This is a genomic window from Glutamicibacter sp. BW80, from assembly GCF_002332385.1.
In the GTDB taxonomy this organism is placed as follows: domain Bacteria; phylum Actinomycetota; class Actinomycetes; order Actinomycetales; family Micrococcaceae; genus Glutamicibacter.
Genome location: NZ_NRGV01000030.1, coordinates 63,649 through 80,719 on the forward strand (window position 1 = coordinate 63,649; position 17,071 = coordinate 80,719).

A 17,071-nucleotide genomic window follows, 5' to 3' on the forward strand; every position below is an offset into this window, starting at 1 on the left:
GGTCCTCAAATCCTCTATTTTCGCCAGCGTGCACTGGCATTATCAAAAATCCATTTATAACTATAGCAAACCGCGAAGAGAGCTAATTTCGCGCGCGTTCCTCGGCAAGTGCCAGGCAGGCGGCCGACGCGTTGACCAGATGCTCCGCCGAACCCATCTGCTGGCGCTGCTCCAGGGCCGCACGGAAGCGGGTAGCCGCGGCCTTGTAGTCCCCCTTTTCGAAGAAGGACATCGCCAGGTGGTGCTGCATCAGCGGCTCGTAGTAGGTGCCGGAGAATTCGTCCACCAGCTTGCGCAGGCGATTGATCGCGCGATCGAAATCACCTTGCAGGCGGGTCAATTCGGTATCCAGCACGCGCAGATGCGCGTTGGTCGGGTCACTGAACCGCGACTCGGCGATCAGGTTGCCGGCCTGGGCCAGTTCCCCGCGGGCCATATGGATGACCACCTGGTCGGTCGGGGTGCCAGAGCGCATCGAACGGTCCGCGGCTTGTTCATCGGTGATGAATGGCCGCAGGTTGCTCGGGTCGATCAATACTCCGTCGATGGAGGTGCCCACGCCTTCGTGGTTCACCGATGCGACGTCGATGGCGTATGCGGTGAATTCGCTCATGCTTACTCTCCGATCTCTTGGTAGGCGGCGAATAACAGCGAGTTATCCGGCACCTCGTAGATGCGCGGCTTGCCGATGGCTTCGAGTACCACGAAGCGCAGCTGGTCGCCGCGGGTTTTCTTATCGCGCTTCATGCCGTCCAGCAGCGCCATCCACTTGTCGTTGCGGTAGCTGGTGGGCAGGCCCAGGGACTTCAGGATGCTGAAGTGGCGATCGGTCACCGCATCGGAGGTGTAGCCCACCGAACGGCCTAGTTCCGCGGCAAAGCACAGCCCGATGGAGACCGCGGCCCCGTGGCGCATTGCATAGCGCTCGGAGAGCTCGATGGCGTGGCCCAGGGTGTGGCCGTAGTTCAAGAATTCGCGCGGACCGGATTCCTTCAGGTCCTTGGAGACCACCTCGACCTTCACCGCGATGGTGCGTTCGATGATTTCGCGCAGTCGCGCGCTGTCCGGGCGGATGGCGTCTTCTGGATCCTCTTCGATCAGCTCCAGAATGCGCTCGTCGGCGATGAACCCGCACTTGACTGCTTCGGCCAGCCCGGTGACCAGTTCGTTCTTCGGCAGCGTTGCCAAAGCGTCGAGATCCGCGAGCACGCCGGCCGGTGGGTGGAAGGCGCCGACCAGGTTCTTGCCCTCGGCGGTGTTGATGCCGGTCTTGCCGCCCACGGCCGCGTCGACCATGCCCAGCAGCGAGGTGGGAATGTGGATGACCTTGACCCCGCGCAGCCAGGTGGCCGCCACGAAGCCCGCCACGTCGGTGACCGCTCCGCCGCCCACGGCAACCACGGCGTCGGTGCGGGTGAAGTCGTTCTTGCCCAGGACTTCCCAGCAGAACCCGGCAACCTGGATGTGCTTGCCCTCTTCGGCATCCGGGATTTCCGCGGTCAGCGAGGTGAAACCGGCCTTTTCCAGATCGTCGCGGACCACGTCGCCGGTGGCGCGCAAGGCCCGCGGGTGGATCACCAGGACCTTCTTAACCGCCGAGCCCAGAAGTTCGGGCAGGTGTCCCAATAGTCCGTTGCCGACCAGAACCGGGTACGACTCCGCGGGGGTGGTTCCGGTGACTTGAAGTGTGGTGGGTGCTAGTGGCATCCGAGAAGATCCTCCTGATGGTGCTGATCTGTAAAGCCTACGCGGGAGCGTACTGGGATTCGCTATCTCGTGCTGTGAATCACATGGCTCTCGATGGCTTCGACAAGCTGGGCAACGCTCAGATTGTCTACCTGTAAGGTCAGATCAGCAAGGGTTTCATAGATATCGTGGCGGGCTTCGTAGAGCCTGGTCCAGGTGGTGAGGCTTTGGTCACCGGCCAGCAGCGGGCGGTTCGTATCCCCGGCCAGCCGGCGTTTGGCCGTGGCGAGGGTCATCGCCAAGTAGATCACGGTCCCGCCGCGCAGCACCGCCTGGTTTTCTTCGCGCAGCACGGCCCCGCCGCCGGTGGCGATCACCCCGGCCCGCAGTTCGGCCAGTGCGGCGACCTCCAGATCACGGAAGTAGGCTTCGTCGTGTTCGGCAAAGATCTGCGGAATCGAACCATGGGCGGCGACGATGTGCGCGTCGGAATCGGCGAAATCGGTGCCCAGCGCCTTGGCCAGCGCCTTGCCCACAGTTGACTTGCCGCTGGCCATCGGCCCAATGAGGTAAATCATCTGCCGGTTAGACTCCGGTCGACCCTAGATTGGCGGGAATGCTGGCCAGGTAGCTTTGGATATTGCGCTTGGTTTCGGTGACCGAGTCTCCGCCGAACTTCTCCAGCAGCGACTGGGCCAGGACCAGCGCGACCATCGCCTCGGCGACAACGCCGGCGGCGGGCACCGCGCACACATCCGAACGCTGGTGGTGGGCGGTGGTTTCCTCGCCGGTGGCCGTGTCGATGGTGGCCAGGGCGCGCGGCACGGTGGCGATCGGTTTCATCGCCGCACGCACGCGCAGCACCTCGCCGATGCTCATGCCGCCCTCGATGCCGCCGGCTCGATTGGTTTCGCGCTTGATTCCGCCCGCGGTGGCCGGCACGATCGCGTCGTGGGCGGCCGAACCGCGTCGGGCGGCGGTGAGGAAGCCGTCGCCGACCTCAACACCCTTGATGGCCTGAATGCCCATCAGCGCGCCGGCCAGCCGGGAGTCCAGCCGGCGGTCCCAATGCACGTAGGAGCCGATGCCCGGAGGCAGGTTGTAGGCCAGCACCTCCACGACGCCGCCCAGGGTCTCCCCCGCCTTGTGCGCGTCATCGACCTCGGCGACCATGGCGGCCGAGGTTTCCCCGTGGAAGCAGCGCAATGGATCCGCGTCCAACGCCGCAACGTCCCCCAGGGTGGGCAGCGGTGCGTCGAGGGGCGCCGCGACGGCGCCGATGGCGGTGGTGTGCGAGACGAGTTCGATGCCCAGATCGGCCAGAAAGGCCTGGGCTACCGAGCCGAGGGCCACGCGGGCCGCGGTTTCGCGGGCGCTGGCGCGCTCGAGCACCGGACGGGCATCGTCGAAACCGTACTTCTGCATGCCGGTGAAGTCCGCGTGCCCCGGACGCGGGCGGGTCAGCGGCGCGTTGCGCGCCATCGAGGCCAGTTCGTCCAGGTCAACCGGGTCCGAGTTCATCACGCGTTCCCATTTGGGCCATTCGGTGTTCCCGATTTCGATGGCTACCGGTCCGCCCTGGGTCTTTCCGTGGCGCACGCCACCGAGGAAGGTGACCTGGTCCTTTTCAAACTTCATGCGCGCGCCTCGGCCGTAGCCCAGGCGCCGCCGAGCCAGTGCATCGCGCACCGCTTCGCTGTCCACCGAGACTCCGGCGGGTAGGCCTTCAAGAATTCCAACTAGTGCCGGGCCGTGTGATTCGCCCGCCGTCAACCAACGCAACATGGATTCTATTTTGCCATGACATGGCCTCATTAACCGCGTCGATGAAGCCCCAGTGAGCGATACATCGCATTTGTGACGTTTTCGCGGGTGTGCGTGTCGAAGTCTGCGGCGCTGAAATAACGGGCTTGCTCCACCGCCTGGTGCACCAGCATATGAAGCCCGGAGATCACCGTGCCGGCCCAGGACTCGGCCAGTTTGCTCGGCCACGGGTCATAGGCGACATCCAGCAGCAGCCCCTGGCCGCGGCCCAGATGCGGCACCCAGCTGTCGGCGGCGCGCGGCGGCAGCGTGCTGATCACCAGGTGGTCAGCGGCGATGCCGCCGGCACCCAGATCCTGCACCTGCACCAGCTGCACGCGCAGGCCCAGCTGGCCGGCCAGTGCGGTGGCCCGCTGCGCACGGGTGGCGTCGCGCACCACCAGCTTGAGTTCCTTGACGCCAAGTTCCGCGGCCGCTTCGATGGCCGCCAAGGCCGTATTGCCGGCGCCCAGCACGGTGCCCCTCGATGCTTGGCGCAGCCGCGCGTCGGCCAGCGCCAGCACGATCCCGTCCACGTCGGTATTCTGCCCATAGAGGGCGCCGTCGGGGCGCACCACGATGGTGTTCAGCGCGCCCAGGCGCGCCACGCGCGGTGAAACCTCATCCATCAGCGGAACGAAGACATCCTTCAACGGCATGGTCACCGAACATCCGGCCCACCCGCCGGCACGCATTTTGGCCGCCTGCTCCGGGGCCTGGGACGGGTCCAGCTCGATGGCCCGATAGTCGATGTCGGCGCCGAGCAGCTCATAGGCCGCTCGATGCAGCACCGGGGATTTGGAATGCTTGATGGGTTGGCCCAAGACGGCGGCGCGCATTACTTGCAGACCTCCGCATTCGCCGCGCACCAGGCGCGGAATTCGTTCTGGTTCACCTGGTGCTCGGCATAGTTCGAGGCGAATTTCGTCTCGCCGCTCTGCGTATTGACCGTCACCCAGTAGTAGAAGCCGTTATCCGCCGGGTTGACCGCCGCATCGATCGCGGAGGTTGCCGGGGAGCCGATCGGGGTCGGCGGCAGCCCGGTGTGCACATAGGTGTTGTACTGGTTGCCTGCGTCCCTTTTCTCGGTCGCGGTGAACTGCAAGGAGTACCGGTCAAGCCCGTAGATCACCGTGGAGTCGGTCTGCAGCAGGCCATGGGTCTCCACGTTGTTCGGGTTCAACCGGTTTTCGATGGCTCCGGCCACCGTGGCATAGTCCTTCGGGGTGGCTTCGGCCTGCAGAATCGAGGCGACCTTCAACGCCCGGTAGCCTTCGCCCAGGTCATTGACTCCGGCATCTTGCAAGGCGGTCTTGGTCGAATCCACCAATTCGGTGAGCACCTTCTCGGCGCTGGTATCCAGGGCAAAACGGTATTCGCCCGGGTGCAGCCAGCCTTCGAGGTTCTTCACCGACTCGGGCAGCCCGAACTTCTCGGGCTGGTTCGCCAGCTCGCCCAATTTCTTCTCGTCGAGCCCGGAGCCCTTGGCGATTTCGGCCAGCGAGGCCTGCAGCCGCAGATTCGCCTTCAACCCGATGTAGAAGACCTTGTCCGGACGATTATCGACCAGCACCTCGGTCGCGTCCGCGGCGGGCATCTGCAGCTTCAGCGGATAGGTTCCGGGGTGAATGACCACATTGTCCGCCTTCGAGTCCTCCAGCGCGTCCATGAACAGCTTGTCGCTGGCCACCACGTCGAGTTCCTCGAGCTTGCGCGAGATCAGCGCCGGACCCCAGCCGTCCTCCACGGTGAATTCGACCGCTTGGCCGCCCGGGCCCGGGTAGTCATCCGGGTTGAACTGCTTGACCAGCGAACGGATGAAATAGAAGGACCCGGCGACCACGACGGCGAAGATCAAGAAGGTTGCGAGCATCACCAGGTTGCGGCGGCGTTTGCTGCGCTTCTTGCGCGCCTTCGCCGCGCCGCTGGCGGGCACCGTGCCGAGCAAGGATTCGGGCGCCGGCTGCGGCTCGGCGTCTGCCATGGCCGGTTCCGGCTCGCGGTGCAGCTCGGCCGCGGCCGAATCTGCACCGCCGTAGAGCTGCTCACCGGTCAGTTCCGGGGTAGTTGGTGTTGCGAGGCCTTGCGGCTCGCCAGCTGCAAAACGCGCGTAAAGCTCGGAAAAGGTTTCACGCTGCCGTTCGCGGCGGGCTTCTTCTCGCATCAATTCTCCCTGTGGATTCTCGCGGCGCGCGGTTACTTCAGCACGATGCGGCTGGCTTGAACGCGCACACCATTACGTCGCATTTCAAGCACCTGTTGCAGGATTTCAATGGCGGCCGCCTGGTCAACGACCTGGCGATGGTCTTGCATGCGGCGCCCCGAGGCGTGCAACGAGCGGTGCGCGCTGACCGTGCTCAACCGTTCGTCAACCAAGAAAATCTCAACCTCGATGCTAGCCGCATTTGCCTCCTCGGCCAAGGCGATCGCGTAGTCACGAGCCATTTTCGTGGATTCCGTGGAATTCCCGGCCAGTGATTTCGGTTCCCCGATGAACACCTCGGAGACCTCACGGTCAACGATCATGCGCAAGAGCAGGCGGCGATCGGAGTTCTTCTTCGCATCGCGGCGCAGGGTCATCACCGGGGTCGCGAGGATTCCCGACGGATCGGAGACGGCGACGCCGACGCGGGCCAGGCCCACGTCGACGCCGAACGCTAGCTTAGCCATTGGCAAGGGCCGCCCGGATCGCCGCGAGCGCGTCGTCGATCTTCGATTCGTCCGCTCCGCCGCCTTGGGCCATATCGTCCTTGCCGCCGCCGCCGCCGCCGAGTACCCCGGTTGCGGTGCGCACCAGCGCGCCTGCCTTGAAGCCGTTGGCGCGCGCCTCGTCGTTGGTCACCGCGAGCACCAGCGGACGGGAGTTCGACACGCCGATCAGCACGATCACCGCGGCCTGCGCGCCGAGCTTGCCGCGCAGGTCAAGGGCCATGGTGCGCAGCGCGTCGGCCGAATCGATCTGTCCGGCGTTGTGCGCCAGCAGCCGGGTGTTCCCGATGCTCTGCACCTGCTCCAGCAGGCTGGCCGACTGGGCGAGCATCGCGGCGCTCTTGAGCTCCGCGATCTGCTTTTCGGCGGCCTTCAGCTTCGCCACCGTGTCGTTCACGCGCTCGGACACCTGGTTGGAGGGCACGCGGAACAGGCCCGACAGCTCGGAAACCAGCGCACGCTCGGCGGCTCCGTGGCGGAACGCCTCCATGCCCACCAGCGCTTCGACGCGGCGGTTGCCCGAACCCACCGATGCCTCGGAGAGCAGGGTCAGCTGCCCGATGCGGGAGGTGGACGGCACGTGGGTGCCACCGCACAGCTCGCGCGACCAGGCCCCGTTCATCTCCACCACGCGCACGGCGTTGCCGTACTTTTCGCCGAAGAGGCTCATCGCGCCCAGCTTCTGCGCCTCGGCCATGGCCATCTCGTTGGTGATCACCTGGTGGTTCGAGGCGATCGCCAGGTTCACCACCTCTTCGACCTCGGTGCGGGCCGCCGCGGAAAGCGCCTCGGCCCAGGAGAAGTCAAAGCGCAGGTATCCGGCCTTGTTGAAGGAACCGGCCTGGGTGGCGGTGTCCCCGAGCAGCTCGCGCAGGGCCGCGTGCACCAGGTGCGTGGCCGAGTGGGCCTGCTCCCCGGAGTGGCGGCGCGCCGCGTCCACCTCGGTGCGCACCAGCGCCTCGGCAGGCAGTTCACCCTCGCGCACGATCACCTTGTGCACGTTCAGCCCCTTGATCGGGGCCTGCACGTCGGTGACCTCCAGGACGAAGCCGTCGCCGGTGATCAGGCCGATGTCGCCGGCCTGGCCGCCGGCCTCGGCGTAGAACGGGGTCTCGTCGAGCACCAGCTCGATTTCCTGGCCCTGTTCGGCGAAGTTCACCACCTGGCCGCCGGAGACGATGCCGCGGATCTTCGATTCGCCCACCAGCGTGTCGTAGCCGGTGAACTCCACCTTGCCCGCCTCGGCGAGCTTGGTGAATACCGACAGGTCCGCGTGCCCGGCCTTCTTGGACTTCGCGTCCTTCTGCGCCCGGGTGCGCTGTTCGGTCATCAGTTCGCGGAAGCGCTTCTCGTCCACCGCCAGGCCCGCCTCGGCGGCGATCTCCAGGGTCAGGTCGATCGGGAAGCCGAAGGTGTCGTGCAGCGCGAAGGCGTCGTCGCCGGTCAGCTCGCGGCCCGCGGTTTTTGCCTGCTTCAGCGCGTCGTCCAGCCGGGTGGTGCCCGAGGCGATGGTGCGGCGGAAGGCGCGCTCCTCGGCGTAGGCGATGCGTCCGATGCGGGCGAAGTCTTCTTCGACGATCGGGTAGACGCCCTTCATCGCGTCACGCGAGACCGGCAGCAGCTCCGGGAGCACCTCGGAGTCCACGCCCATCAGGCGCATGGCGCGCACCGCGCGGCGGATCAGCCGGCGCAGCACGTAGCCGCGGCCCTCGTTGCCGGGGGTGACGCCATCGGAGATGAGCATCAGCGAGGAGCGGATGTGGTCCGCGATCATGCGCAGGCGCACGTCGTTGGCGTGGTTCGGATCTTCCGGGTCCTCGGTGGAGGTGTAGCTGACCGCGGACAGCTCGGCGGCCTTGTCGAGCACCGGCCGCAGCTGGTCGGTCTCGTACATGTTCTCCACGCCCTGCAGGATCATCGCCAGGCGTTCGAGTCCCAGGCCGGTGTCGATATTGCGCTTGGGCAGTTCGCCGGCGACGTCGAAGTCGGTTTTGGAACGCACCGCGGAGAGCCGGTACTGCATGAAGACCAGGTTCCAGATTTCGATGAAACGGGTTTCGTCGACCGCCGGTCCCCCGTCCAGGCCGTACTCGGCGCCGCGGTCGTAGTAGATCTCCGAGCAGGGACCGCCGGGGCCGGGCTGGCCGGTGTTCCAGTAGTTGTCTTCCTTGCCGGTGCCCACCACGCGTTCGCGCGGGATGCCGATCTGCTCTTCCCAGATGCGCCGGGCTTCCTCGTCCTTCTCCGCGCCGTCTTCGTAGACGGTGACCCAGAGGCGCTCGGGATCCAGGCCGTAGCCGCCGTCCGCGAGCGAACCGGTCAGCAGCTCCCAGGCGAAGTGGATCGCTTCCTTCTTGAAGTAATCGCCGAAGGAGAAGTTGCCGCACATCTGGAAGAACGTGCCGTGGCGTACGGTCTTGCCGACCTCTTCGATGTCTCCGGTGCGGATGCACTTCTGCACCGAGGTGGCGCGCGCGTACGGCGCCTCCTCCTGGGCGGTCAGGTAAGGGATGAATGGGACCATGCCGGCCACCGTGAACAACAGCGACGGGTCAGATGAGACCAGCGAGGCGCTGGGTACCGCTGTGTGCCCCTTCGCGACGAAGAAGTCGACCCAGCGGCGTGCAATTTCCTGCGTTTTCATCGTGTTACGGATGATCCCTTCACTTAGCGGTGTCCACGCCCAAGGCGGAACGTAATTCTACTTCGCGGGAGTTCATTCCTTCGCGGAATGCCCCCACTACCTCCGAGATGCGGTCGGCGTACTTGCCGACCTGACGGTTCAGGGCCGCCCCGGAGGATACTTCGGTGTATTTCTTGGTGGCGAGGACTCCGACGCCCACGCCGATAACAACCCACAAAAGCTTTTTCATTCTAGTCTCCCCTAACGGCTGCGGCGGCCCTTGCCGCTGGTGTTCGCATTGATCGCTGCCTGCACACCCGAGGTGAATGCGGCGATCTTGATCAGTGGCTTGCCCACGGTGGCTGCCACCAAGGAGGACAGCGCGGAGACGTTGGCGCTCGCATCGGAGACGTTCGAGGTGATCGCGTCGACCTTCTTGAGCTGGTCGTTGGTCGTGGCGACGGTATTGGCAACTTCGCCAATCAGCGGGGTCGTCCCGTCCGAGAGGTCCTTGATCGAGTTGCGAAGCTCATCAAACACCCTGCCCAACTTGATGATCGGCACCGCCAACAATGCCACCAGAATGGCAAAGACGCCGGCTGCGATGAGCCCTGCAATATCCGAACCCGACATGTGCTTCCTCTTCTGCTTTGGGTGTTTGCTGCCAGTCCAGCTTAGCGAACCGCGAGCTGATATAGGTAGTTAAGCCAATGGCCCGCAACCGAGTCGGTTGCGGGCCATTGAACACGCGCTAGATTTAGCGTGCGTAGTACTCGACCACGAGGTTCTCTTCGCAGGTCACTGGGATCTCTGCACGCTCAGGAGCGCGCAGGTAGGTAGCCTGCAAGGCTTCCAGCTTCACGTCCAGGTAGGCAGGAGCTGCTGGCAGCACCTGTGAGTGCTCACCTGCTGCTGCCATCTGGAATGGAACCATCTTCTCGCTGCGTTCGTGCACGTGGATCAGCTGACCCGGCTGCACCTTGAACGATGGGCGGTCCACGCGCTGGCCGTTAACCAGGATGTGGCGGTGCACAACCAGCTGACGGGCCTGCTGGATGGTGCGGGCGAAGCCTGCACGCAGCACCAGGGCATCCAGGCGGGACTCGAGCAGTGCCAACAGGTTGTCACCGGTCTGGCCGCCGAGGCGCTTGGCTTCCTTGAATGCGTTCAGCATCTGAACTTCGCGGATGCCGTACTGGGCACGCAAACGCTGCTTTTCGCGCAGACGAACCGCGTAATCGCTGTCCTGCTTCTTGCGGGCACGGCCATGCTGGCCGGGACCGTAGGGACGACGCTCCATGTACTTTTCAGCTTTTGGAGTCAGGGCAAGGCCGAGTGCGCGCGAGAGGCGCACGGTACGGCGGGCACGGGCGTTAGCCATATGTGTGTCCTTTTCGTTTTAGCGACGGGATCTACTGGCCTCCGGGACGGAGAGTGTTGGGGCGTCGCGGCCCTCGACCACTGCAACCTTGCCTCCCGAACGATGACTCGCGCGGGTGGCATGGCTTGCCAGCCAAGGATCAAGTCTACACGATGCACCCCGGCCAGCAGGTGAGCTGTAACGAAGCTCGCTAACGTTTCTTCTTGTCCTTGCGCCGAATGATCTCGCGCAGCCGCGCCAGCCGATCGCCCAGCGAGCGTTCGGTCCCGTTGGCGTTGGGGCGGTAGTAGTCGGTGCCGATCAGGTCATCGGGCAGGTACTGCTGGCTGGCGATCGAATGCGGGGCATCGTGGGAGTAGATGTAGCCCACCCCGTGGCCCAGCGCCTTGGCCCCCGGGTAGTGCGCGTCGCGCAGATGGTCCGGGACCAGCGCGCCCTTGCCGGCGGCCACGTCGGCCAGCGCCTCGTTGATCGCGTTGTAGGCGGCGTTGGACTTCGGCGCGGTGGCCAGGTGCACGGTGGCGTGCCCGAGCATGATCCGGGCCTCCGGCATCCCGGTCAGCGCCACCGACTGCGCGGCGGCCACCGCCAGCGGCAGGGCGGCGGGATCGGCCATGCCGATATCCTCCGAGGCGCTGATCATCAGCCGGCGGGCGATGAACCGCGGGTCCTCCCCGGCCGAAAGCATGCGCGCCAGATAGTGCAGGGCCGCATCCACATCCGAGCCGCGGATCGACTTGATGAACGCGGAGATGATGTCGTAGTGCTGGTCCCCGTCCTTGTCGTAGCGCTGCACCGCCTGGTCCATGGCCAGCTGCACATGCTCGTCGCCGATCTCGATCGGCGGCTGCCCCGCGGTTCCGGCGGCATTCCAGGCCACCGCGCCGGCGGCTTCCAGCACGGTGAGCGAACGGCGGGCATCGCCCTGGGCCAGGCGCACGATCGCGTCGCGCTGCTCGGCCGGCAGGATCACCTGCGCATCGAAGCCGCGCTCATCGTCAACCGCCCGCTCCAGCAGCGCGGCCACATCCGCGTCGGTCAGCGGGCGCAGGGTCAGCAGCAGCGAGCGCGAGAGCAGCGGCGAGATCACCGAGAAGGACGGGTTTTCGGTGGTGGCCGCGACGAGCACCACCACCCGGTTCTCCACCCCGGGCAGCAGCGCATCCTGCTGGGCCTTGTTGAAGCGGTGGATCTCGTCGAGGAACAGCACCGTGGTCATCCCGCGCAGGTCGCGGTCGTCCTTGGCCTGGTCGATCACCCGGCGCACATCCTTCACCCCGGCGGTGATCGCCGAGAGCTCGACGAACTTGCGGTCCGTGGCGCGGGCGATCACATGCGCGATGGTGGTCTTGCCGATGCCCGGCGGGCCGTAGAGAATCACGCTGGCCGGGCCGGCCAACCCGGTTTCCGGGTGCTCGGCGAGCTGGCGCAGCGGGGAACCGGGGCCCAGCAGGTGCTGCTGGCCGACCAGCTCATCGAGCGTCTTGGGGCGCATGCGCACCGCCAGCGGCGGGCGCGGGCGCTTGATCGAACCGTCGTCCAGGGCATCCAGCAAATCGTTCACTCCCCCAGCCTACCGATACTCTGGTAGCTGCGAAGAAAGGATCACATGCGCGCAGTATTACAACGAGCCAGCCGGGCCAGCGTCGAAGTCGAGGGTTCGATCGTCGGGCAGCTACCGGGCCCGGGGCTCGTGGTGCTTCTAGGCATCACGCACGAGGATGACGAGGCTACCGCCCGCAAGGTGGCGCAGAAGATCTACGGGCTGCGCATCTTGGAGGATGAGGCAAGCTGCGAATCGCTTGGCGCGCCGCTGCTGGTGGTCAGCCAATTCACGCTCTACGCCGCGGTGCGCAAGGGCCGGCGCCCCTCCTGGTCGGCGGCGGCGCCCGGCGCGCACAGCGAACCGCTCTACGAATACTTCGTGGACTACCTGCGCGACCTCGGCGCCAGCGTGGAGACCGGGGTGTTCGGCGCGATGATGGAGGTCAACCTCACAAATTCCGGCCCATTCACGGTAATCGTGGATTCCGCAGAGCTGGCCTAGCGGCCCGTGGCCCGGACCAGGTGCACGAGCCGGTCGAAGCTGGCGCGCTGCGCCTGCAGTTCGGAGCGGCCGGCGGCGGAGAGCTCGTAGACTTTTCGCCCCGGTCCGCCTTGGCCTTCCTCCCACCGTGTTCCGAGCAGTCCGGAAGCTTCCAGCTTGGCCAGTGCGGGATAGAGCGTCGCGCCCTTGATCGGCCCGAATCCGCGTTCCTGCAAGGATTTGGACAGCGCATAGCCATGGGCTTGACCGCCGGACAGCTCGGCAAGCAATAGCATCGGCAGCATCGCGCGCTGCCAGGAGCCGGGAAATTCGCTACTCATCGCGGCCTTCCTGCACCGCCTGGGCATGCGCCCGGCGTTCGGCAAGCTTGGCTTGGACGTAGTCCGCCCGATCGGCGCGGCGCAGCTGGTAGAGCGAGATGCCGATGAACACCATGAATGCTATCGCGATGAAAATCTTCCAACCGCTGATCCCTGGTTCCAGCAGCTCCGGAATGAGGCTCATGCCATAGACGCATGCGACGGCCAGCGGCAGCAGGCGACGGAGCAGCCAGCGCCGCTTGAGCGCACTTTCGGTATTCACCGCCAGCCCGATGGCAAAGGTGCTGGGTGACCCGAATTCCTCGAGCATGTCCACGCTGCTGCCTGCCGCACCGAGATCGGAACCATGCTGGCGTGCCGCAGCCAGTGCCTCCCGGGCTTCCTTCGCGTTCATTCCGTAGCGGCCACGCAGCAATCGCGCTACCTCGTCGAACCAGCCGCTCGGATCAAGGGCTGCCGCCGTGCTGGCTGAGGGTTTTTCCTCGGCCCTGGTGAAGGGCAGGAACCAGGAGCCGAGCGCTGCCGCCGCCCCAAGGAGCGGCGCCAGCCAATTTGGCACCGGCAGGTGGCCTTCGCCGCCAAGGACGGCGATCCCAATAGCCGCGGCGATGCTTGCCAGGCACCCGGAAATACCGATCAGCCAGGAAGCTTCGAAACGCCCCTTCAAGCGGTAGAACCACCAAAGGTGGGCCGAAGCGGCAATGCCAACCCCTCCGGCCAGGGCCGCCAGCTGCCAGTAGTGCCATGAATAATTCGCCCATCCGTCGCGGAAGCCAATCCATAGGCCGAAGCCCACGCAGATCAGCCCGGCCAGCATGCCAACGACGGCGAGCAGCGCGGTACCGGTCTGCACCGTGAGCTCTGCGTTGGCCCGCTGCTGGGGCGTAAGCGTTGCTTGGGCACGTTGCACGCCGTATTTCCACGGATCGCCAAACAGTTCGTCGGCACCGGTACCGCTATCGTGCACGGCAGCAAGCTGATTGCGCAGCTCGTTGCGGCATTGCTCGTTGGAGAGGTCGTTCCAAGCGATGGAAACCAGGAAAGTTTGGGCCCATGCGCGGTCTGCTTCTGGGTACTCTTCGATGATTCCGCTGGGAGATTCCGGGGACATTGGCTGCTCCGAACTGCCTTCAGATAACTAGGTCAAAATTCAACCTAGTTCAAAAATTATCCCGTGTCCAACGACACCGCAGCTGTTCGAAAACAAGAAAGGAGCAGGTTGAAACGAATAATCGTTTCAACCTGCTCCTTGCGGCTGTAGTCCGCGAAGCTGAACTATGAACCTACTTGGCGGCTTCGGCCACCGGGGCCTCGGCCTTCTTCTTCTCGGGCTTGAAATCGATGCCCGCTTCCTTGCGCTGCGCCGGGGTGATCGGCGCAGGAGCGGCAGTCAGCGGATCGAATCCGCCACCGGTCTTCGGGAAGGCGATGACGTCGCGGATCGACTCGGAACCGGTGAGCAGCTGCAGCACGCGGTCCCAGCCCAGGGCGATGCCGCCATGCGGCGGAGCGCCGAATTTGAAGCCCTCCAGCAGGAAGCCGAACTGGGTCTGCGCCTGCTCGTCGGACACGCCCATCAGCTTGAAGACACGTTCCTGCACGTCGCGCTGGTGGATACGGATCGAACCGCCACCGATTTCGTTGCCGTTGCAGACGATGTCGTAGGCGTAGGACAGGGCCGAGCCCGGATCCGTGTCGAAGGTGTCCATGAACTCTGGCTTCGGGCTGGTGAAGGCGTGGTGCACTGCGGTCCAGGCGCCGGCGCCCACCGCCACGTCGCCGGAAGCGACGGCCGCGGAGGCTGGCTCGAACATCGGCGCATCAACGATCCACACGAACGCCCAGTCGCCGTCCTTGATCAACCCGGTGCGGTGCCCGATCTCCACGCGCACCGCACCGAGCAATGCCCGGGATTCGGCCTTGTCGCCGGCGGAGAAGAAGATGCAGTCACCGGGCTTCGCGCCGGTGGCCTGCGCCAACCCGGCCTTCTCCTCATCGGAGAGGTTCTTCGCCACCGGGCCGGCCAGCTCGCCGTCTTCCTTCAGCAGCACGTAGGCAAGTCCCTTCGCGCCGCGCTGCTTGGCGAATTCCTGCCAGGCATCCAGGGTGCGGCGCGGCTGCGCGGCGCCACCTGGCATGACCACGGAGCCGACATAGGCGGACTGGAAGACCTTGAAGGAAGTGTTCGCGAAGTACTCGGTCATCTCGGTCAGTTCCAGGCCGAAGCGCAGATCCGGCTTGTCCGAACCGTAGCTGGACATCGCGTCGGCGTAGGTCATGCGGCGGATCGGGGTCGGGATCTCAACGTCGATCAACGACCAGATTTCCTTGACCAGCTTCTCGCCGAGCTCGATGATGTCATCTTCCTCGACGAAGGAAGCTTCGATATCCAGCTGGGTGAATTCCGGCTGGCGGTCCGCACGGAAGTCCTCATCGCGGTAGCAGCGCGCGATCTGGTAGTACTTCTCGAAGCCGCCGACCTGCAAGAGCTGCTTGAACAGCTGCGGGGACTGCGGCAGCGCGTACCAGGCGCCCGGGCTCAGTCGGGCGGGCACGACGAAGTCGCGGGCGCCTTCCGGAGTGGAACGGGTCAGCGTCGGGGTTTCGATCTCGACGAAGCCCTCGTCGTGCAGCAGGTTGCGCGCGGCACGGTTGACCTCGGAGCGCAGACGCAGGTTGCGGGCCGGGGTCGGCCGGCGCAAATCCAGGTAGCGGTGGCGCAGCCGCGCCTCCTCGCCGACCTCGACGTGCTCATCGATCTGGAAAGGCAGCGCCGCGGCGGTGTTCAGCACGATCACCTCATCGGCGATCACCTCGATCTCACCGGTTGGCAGGTTCGGGTTCTCGTTGCCTTCCGGGCGACGCTCAACGGTGCCCTTGATCTGCAGCACGAATTCATTGCGCAGCGGGTGGAAGTCCTCTTCGTCGCGCACCACAATCTGGGCGAAGCCGGAGGCGTCGCGCAAATCGAGGAACGCCACACCACCGTGGTCGCGTCGACGCGCGACCCAACCGGTGAGGGTGACCTGCTGTCCAATGTGCTCGGCGCGGAGTTCGCCCAGCTGATGAGTGCGTAGCACTACGATCCTTTCGGTCGGTTGAGACGTGAAATCTCTTCAGTTCTTCTCGATGACGAGTTTAGTGCACCGCAGCTAGTTGACGGTGTTGTGCAGATCTTCGGCCGGCGGCTTCCAGCTGGCGGCATCCGCGGCCAGCTGCTCGCCGGAGCGGATGTCCTTCACCTCGTGAGTGCCGTCCTCCTGGGTGAACCAGACGAACGGAATCCCGCGGCGGTCAGCGTACTTGATCTGCTTGCCGAACTTCTCGGCGCTCGAGGCCACCTCGCAGGCGATGCCGCGGGCACGCAGCGCGGAGGCGACGTCTTGGGCCTGGTGCCAGGAATCGGCGTTGGCCAAGGTGACATATACCACCGAGGGCACGGCGCGCGCGGCGCTGGCCAGCTCCTCGGCGAGGATGCGCGAGATCAGCCGGGTGACACCGATGGACAGGCCCACCCCCGGGTAGTTCTTCTTGCCCTTCGAGGCCAGCGATTCGTAGCGTCCGCCGGAGCAGATCGAACCGAGGGACTCGTGTCCGACGAGCACCGTCTCATAGACGGTGCCGGTGTAGTAATCCAGCCCGCGGGCGATGGACAGATCCGCCATCACCTTGCCCGGGGCACGCTTCGAGGCGGCGTCGATGACCTGGGCGAGCTCGTCGAGCCCGGTGTCCAGCAATTCGTGCTCCACGCCCAGGGCGCGCACCTGGGCGACGAAACCGGTGTCCAGGGTGCGGATCGCCGCGAGCGCCAGCGCGGCACGGGCCTGCTCTTCGCTGGCCCCGAGCTCGGTGACCAGGATCTTGGCGACGCCGTCTTCGCCGATCTTCTCCAGCTTGTCGATGGCGCGCAGCACCGCGTCCGGGTCTTCCAGGCCCAGCCCGCGGTAGAAGCCCTCGGCCAGCTTGCGGTTGTTCACGCGCAGCCGGAAGTCGCCGATGGGCAGGGCGGAGAGCGCATCCGCGATGGTCAGCGCGAGCTCCACGTCGTAGCTGAAGGGCAAGCTGCCCTCGCCGACGACGTCGATATCCGCCTGGGTGAATTCGCGGAAGCGCCCGTCCTGCGGGCGCTCGCCACGCCAGACCTTCTGCATCTGGTAGCGGCGGAACGGGAAGGCCAGGTGTCCGGCGTTTTCCACCACGTAGCGGGCGAAGGGCACGGTCAGATCGAAGTGCAGCGCCAGCGCGTTGGGGTCGTTCTTGTCCTCAGCTTCGGCGGCCAGCCGGGAGAGCCCGTAGACTTCCTTGTCGATTTCGCCCTTGCGCAGCAGCTGCCCGCGGGTTTCCACCGCGCGCGTTTCGATATTGGCGAAGCCATGGAGTTCGAAGGTGCGACGCAAGGTGTCCAGCACATGCTGTTCGACGGCCCGCTCGGCCGGAAGCCATTCGGGGAAACCTGATAGTGAGGCCTTGCGTGCCATGAAACTCCTTAGTACAAATTGGTT

At 65.4% G+C, this 17,071-nt stretch carries 17 protein-coding genes; 1 reads left to right on the forward strand and 16 read right to left on the reverse strand.

What is annotated here, in order from left to right; genetic code table 11:
* Positions 1 to 82: 82 nt before the first annotated feature.
* The 12 genes from CIK76_RS06920 to CIK76_RS06975 form a co-directional block, all read right to left on the reverse strand.
* Complete coding sequence (locus CIK76_RS06920; RefSeq protein ID WP_096284792.1) at positions 83 to 613, reverse strand: hypothetical protein; 531 nt, start codon at positions 611 to 613, stop codon at positions 83 to 85.
* 2 nt (positions 614 to 615) lie between these two features.
* On the reverse strand, positions 616 to 1,707 hold the full coding sequence (aroB, locus tag CIK76_RS06925; protein WP_096284794.1) for a 3-dehydroquinate synthase: 1,092 nt from the start codon (positions 1,705 to 1,707) through the stop codon (positions 616 to 618).
* Between the two features lie 62 nt (positions 1,708 to 1,769).
* Complete coding sequence (locus tag CIK76_RS06930) at positions 1,770 to 2,264, reverse strand: shikimate kinase (protein WP_096284796.1); 495 nt, start codon at positions 2,262 to 2,264, stop codon at positions 1,770 to 1,772.
* Between the two features lie 7 nt (positions 2,265 to 2,271).
* The gene (gene aroC, locus CIK76_RS06935) at positions 2,272 to 3,471 is read right to left on the reverse strand and encodes a chorismate synthase (RefSeq protein ID WP_096284798.1); all 1,200 of its coding nucleotides are present in this window, start codon (positions 3,469 to 3,471) and stop codon (positions 2,272 to 2,274) included.
* Between the two features lie 29 nt (positions 3,472 to 3,500).
* A complete protein-coding gene (locus CIK76_RS06940) occupies positions 3,501 to 4,328 on the reverse strand; it encodes a shikimate dehydrogenase (protein WP_096284800.1) in 828 nt (275 codons plus the stop codon).
* Positions 4,328 to 5,653: an endolytic transglycosylase MltG gene (gene mltG, locus CIK76_RS06945; protein WP_096284802.1), complete on the reverse strand. Its 1,326-nt coding sequence runs from the start codon at positions 5,651 to 5,653 to the stop codon at positions 4,328 to 4,330. The genes CIK76_RS06940 and mltG overlap by 1 nt, the downstream gene beginning before the upstream one ends.
* 32 nt (positions 5,654 to 5,685) lie before the next feature.
* Entirely contained in the window at positions 5,686 to 6,159 is a 474-nt protein-coding gene (gene ruvX / locus CIK76_RS06950; protein WP_096284804.1) for a Holliday junction resolvase RuvX, read from the reverse strand.
* Positions 6,152 to 8,842, reverse strand: a complete 2,691-nt coding sequence (gene alaS, locus CIK76_RS06955) for an alanine--tRNA ligase (protein WP_096284806.1) — start codon at positions 8,840 to 8,842, stop codon at positions 6,152 to 6,154. The genes ruvX and alaS overlap by 8 nt, the downstream gene beginning before the upstream one ends.
* Positions 8,843 to 8,861: 19 nt before the next feature.
* Positions 8,862 to 9,071 carry a hypothetical protein gene (locus CIK76_RS06960; RefSeq protein ID WP_096257770.1) on the reverse strand — a complete coding sequence of 70 codons (210 nt, stop codon included), beginning with the start codon at positions 9,069 to 9,071 and terminating at the stop codon, positions 8,862 to 8,864.
* A gap of 11 nt (positions 9,072 to 9,082) precedes the next feature.
* Positions 9,083 to 9,454, reverse strand: coding sequence for a DUF948 domain-containing protein (locus CIK76_RS06965; RefSeq protein WP_096284808.1), 372 nt, complete (start codon positions 9,452 to 9,454; stop codon positions 9,083 to 9,085).
* Between the two features lie 124 nt (positions 9,455 to 9,578).
* On the reverse strand, positions 9,579 to 10,202 hold the full coding sequence (gene rpsD, locus CIK76_RS06970) for a 30S ribosomal protein S4 (protein ID WP_096284810.1): 624 nt from the start codon (positions 10,200 to 10,202) through the stop codon (positions 9,579 to 9,581).
* Positions 10,203 to 10,392: 190 nt separating this feature from the next.
* A complete protein-coding gene (locus CIK76_RS06975; RefSeq protein WP_255248383.1) occupies positions 10,393 to 11,766 on the reverse strand; it encodes a replication-associated recombination protein A in 1,374 nt (457 codons plus the stop codon).
* Between the two features lie 45 nt (positions 11,767 to 11,811).
* On the opposite strand from CIK76_RS06975, the gene dtd reads away from it, so the two are divergent.
* Positions 11,812 to 12,249, forward strand: coding sequence for a D-aminoacyl-tRNA deacylase (gene dtd / locus CIK76_RS06980; protein WP_096284812.1), 438 nt, complete (start codon positions 11,812 to 11,814; stop codon positions 12,247 to 12,249).
* On the opposite strand, the gene CIK76_RS06985 is transcribed toward dtd, so the two are convergent.
* The 4 genes from CIK76_RS06985 to hisS all read right to left on the reverse strand — a co-directional run bounded on the left by CIK76_RS06985 (position 12,246) and on the right by hisS (position 17,047).
* On the reverse strand, positions 12,246 to 12,569 hold the full coding sequence (locus tag CIK76_RS06985) for a PadR family transcriptional regulator (protein ID WP_096284814.1): 324 nt from the start codon (positions 12,567 to 12,569) through the stop codon (positions 12,246 to 12,248). The two genes, dtd and CIK76_RS06985, sit on opposite strands and share 4 nt — an antisense overlap.
* Positions 12,562 to 13,680 carry a hypothetical protein gene (locus CIK76_RS06990; protein ID WP_096284816.1) on the reverse strand — a complete coding sequence of 373 codons (1,119 nt, stop codon included), beginning with the start codon at positions 13,678 to 13,680 and terminating at the stop codon, positions 12,562 to 12,564. Before CIK76_RS06990 ends, CIK76_RS06985 begins: the two co-directional genes overlap by 8 nt.
* Positions 13,681 to 13,852: 172 nt before the next feature.
* Positions 13,853 to 15,649, reverse strand: coding sequence for an aspartate--tRNA ligase (aspS, locus tag CIK76_RS06995; protein WP_096284818.1), 1,797 nt, complete (start codon positions 15,647 to 15,649; stop codon positions 13,853 to 13,855).
* Positions 15,650 to 15,721: 72 nt separating this feature from the next.
* Entirely contained in the window at positions 15,722 to 17,047 is a 1,326-nt protein-coding gene (gene hisS, locus CIK76_RS07000) for a histidine--tRNA ligase (RefSeq protein WP_096284820.1), read from the reverse strand.
* Between the last annotated feature and the right edge of the window lie 24 nt (positions 17,048 to 17,071).